Raw genomic sequence first — 2,531 nt, 5'->3', positions numbered from 1 at the left:
GTAAGCGCGATGGCTGGGCCCTATGCGGCGAGGCTTGACGGCTGCGCGTAGCGCCAGGGCATGAGGTCCTCGATGCGGGATTTGGGGTGGCCGTCGAGGATGGCGCGGAGGGTGTCGGCGAGGTAGTCGACGGGGTTCACGGCAGACAGCTTGCAGGTGGCGACGAGCGAGGCGAGCATGGCCCAGTTCTCGGCGCCGGTTTCGTTACCGGCGAAGAGGGCGTTCTTGCGGGTCAGGGCGATGGGGCGGATCTGGTTCTCGACCGAGTTGGTGTCGAGCTCCAGCGTGCCGTCGTCGAGGAAGCGGATCAGGCCGGGCCAGTGGGCGAGGGTGTAGCGGATGTCCTCGGCGAGCTGGGATTTCTGCCGGATGCGGGAGAGCTGGGCCTCCAGCCAGGGTTTCAGCGCGGCGATGATGGGGGCGGAATGCTCGCGCCGGGCAGACAGGCGGACGGCAGGGGCCTTGCCGCGGACGGCCTTCTCGACCCCGTAGAGGGCCGCGATCCGGCGCANGGCGCAGCATCTCCTCGGCGATGGGCGATCCTTCGTTTTCGAAGCGCTTGACGAAGCGGCGGCGGACATGGGTCCAGCAATAGACCAGCTGCCACGGGCCCTCCTCGCGCGCGATTTCGGTCAGCGCGTCGTAGGACTGGTAGGCGTCGCATTGCAGGAACCGGCCGTGGTATCCGCCGAGGAACTTCAGCGGGTGCGCCTTGCCCCGACCGGGGGCGTAGTGGAACAGCACGATGGGCGGCCCGGCACCGCCATGGCCGCGGTCGTCGGCGACAACGGCCCAGAAGTAGCCGCTCTTGGTGGCCTTGCGGCCCGGGTCCAGCACCGGTGCGCGGGTCTCGTCGACGAAAATGCGGTGGGCGGTGCGCAGATGGGCCTTCATGTGCTCGATTATCGGCATCAGGTGGAAGCAGGCGCGCCCGGTCCAGTTGCCGAGCGTCCCGCGGTCGAGGTGGAGCCCCTGCCGCTCGAAGATCCCGGCCTGGCGGTAAAATGGCAGGTGGTCTCCGAACTTGGACACGATGATCCATGCGATCAGCCGTTCCGTCGGCAGTCCGCCCGGGACGGCATGCTCGGGGGCATGCGCCTGCGCCACGGCCTGCGAACAGCGCCGACAGGCGTATCGGGGGCGCCGCGTCACCAGCACCTGGAACTGCGCGGGGATCACGTCGAGCCGTTCGGAGACGTCCTCGCCGATCCGGGCCATTTGCCCACAGCCACAGGGGCACAGGGTGCTGGCGGGCTCGACCACCCGCTCGACCCGGGGCAGGTGCGCCGGCAGATGCCCGCGGTTGCGCGCCGGCTTGCGGGGCGTCTCCCCGCGCGCACGCTGCAGCGCGGCCTCGGCCTTCTCCTGCGCCGCCTCCAGCACGCCCTGAGCCAGTTCGGCATCCTCCAGGGGCAGGTTGAACTGGTCGGGCGACAGCTTCTCGGAGCGCTTGCCGAACTGCGCGCGCTGCGAGGAGCGCAGGATGTCCTCCAGCCGGCGGTTGGCCTCCTGAACCTCGGCCAGCGCCGCCTCGACCTCGGCCAGGCGGGCCTTCAGGTGGGCATTCTCGCGGCTGAGGGCGTCAGCATCCATACGCCCAAGTGAATCACGAAGCCCCCCTCAGAGCCAGCAAAAACAGGAGCCCCCGCGCATCGGCGCGCTCACCCCGCCGCCAGCGGGCGCCGAGCCCGCTCCGGTCTTACAAGCCGCCAGTCCAGCCCTTCGAACAGCGCCGCCAGCTGCGCCGAGGACATCCGCATCACCCCGTCGCGCACCTGAGGCCAGACGAACTTCCCGCCCTCGAGCCGCTTGTGAACCAGCACCATCCCGGTCTGGTCCCAGACCAGCAGCTTGATGCGGTCCGCCCGTTTCGAACGGAAGACGAAGACGGCCCCGCAGAACGGGTCCAGCCCGAACATCTCCTGCACCGCCAGCGCCAGACCGTCGATCCCCTTGCGGAAGTCCACCGGCCGCGTCGCCACGAACACCTTCACCGGCCCGCTCTGGCCGAGCATCACGACGTCGCCGCCCGCGCCGCCCGGATCGCCCGCGTCAGCTGCCCCTCATCCGCGCCGGACCCGGCCCGGATCACGACATCGCCGACGACGATCTCGACCTCCACGCCGGAGGGCGCCGGCGGCGCCTCCCCCGCAGAACCCTCGACCACCAGTTCCGCGAACATCGGCAGCGCCGCCAAGCTCTCGGGCACCACCAACTGCCCGGTCCGCAGCTTCTTGCGCCAGTCATAGACCTGCCACCGCGTCGTCCCATGCCGCCGCGCGACATCCGCCACTGAAACCCCGGGGACCAGGCTCTCGGCCGCGATCCGAGCCCGCTCCGCCTTCGTGCGTCGCCGTCGCCCGGTCGGCCCCTCGATCACCTCCAGACGCGAAACCCCACCGCCCCACGAGCCGTCCAAATGGACGCCCACCTTGCCGTCTCTTTCCAAGCCCAAACCTCCAACGCTCATGAGCGCAGAGAATGGCTTGGTCAGATCACCAGCGGGAGGAGGGGGTCGGCGTGGCGCTTAC

General features: G+C 69.9%; 2 protein-coding genes and 2 pseudogenes. All 4 read right to left on the bottom strand.

The genetic code is table 11. The features are described from left to right. Nucleotides 1-20: 20 nt before the first annotated feature. Nucleotides 21-511, bottom strand: a pseudogene (locus CCR87_RS17385) (IS66 family transposase); the annotation flags it as partial. Nucleotide 512: 1 nt separating this feature from the next. Further along, nucleotides 513-1,593: pseudogene (gene tnpC / locus CCR87_RS15220) on the bottom strand (IS66 family transposase); the annotation flags it as partial. A gap of 68 nt (nucleotides 1,594-1,661) precedes the next feature. Next, nucleotides 1,662-2,015 carry an IS66 family insertion sequence element accessory protein TnpB gene (gene tnpB / locus CCR87_RS15215; protein ID WP_201158389.1) on the bottom strand — a complete coding sequence of 118 codons (354 nt, stop codon included), beginning with the start codon at nucleotides 2,013-2,015 and terminating at the stop codon, nucleotides 1,662-1,664. Next, nucleotides 2,015-2,431 (bottom strand): IS66-like element accessory protein TnpA, encoded by a 417-nt coding sequence (tnpA, locus tag CCR87_RS15210; protein WP_338048947.1) that lies wholly within the window; start codon nucleotides 2,429-2,431, stop codon nucleotides 2,015-2,017. Before tnpA ends, tnpB begins: the two co-directional genes overlap by 1 nt. Between the last annotated feature and the right edge of the window lie 100 nt (nucleotides 2,432-2,531).

This window comes from Rhodobaculum claviforme (assembly GCF_016653255.1).
GTDB lineage: Bacteria > Pseudomonadota > Alphaproteobacteria > Rhodobacterales > Rhodobacteraceae > Rhodobaculum > Rhodobaculum claviforme.
Note: the sequence above shows the minus strand (reverse complement) of the source record. Positions and strands in the feature narration are given on the sequence as shown.

Coding starts and splice junctions, on each gene's coding strand:
- tnpB (WP_201158389.1), bottom strand. CDS start 2,015: ATGCTCGGCCAGAGCGGGCCGGTGAAGGTGTTCGTGGCGACGCGGCCG.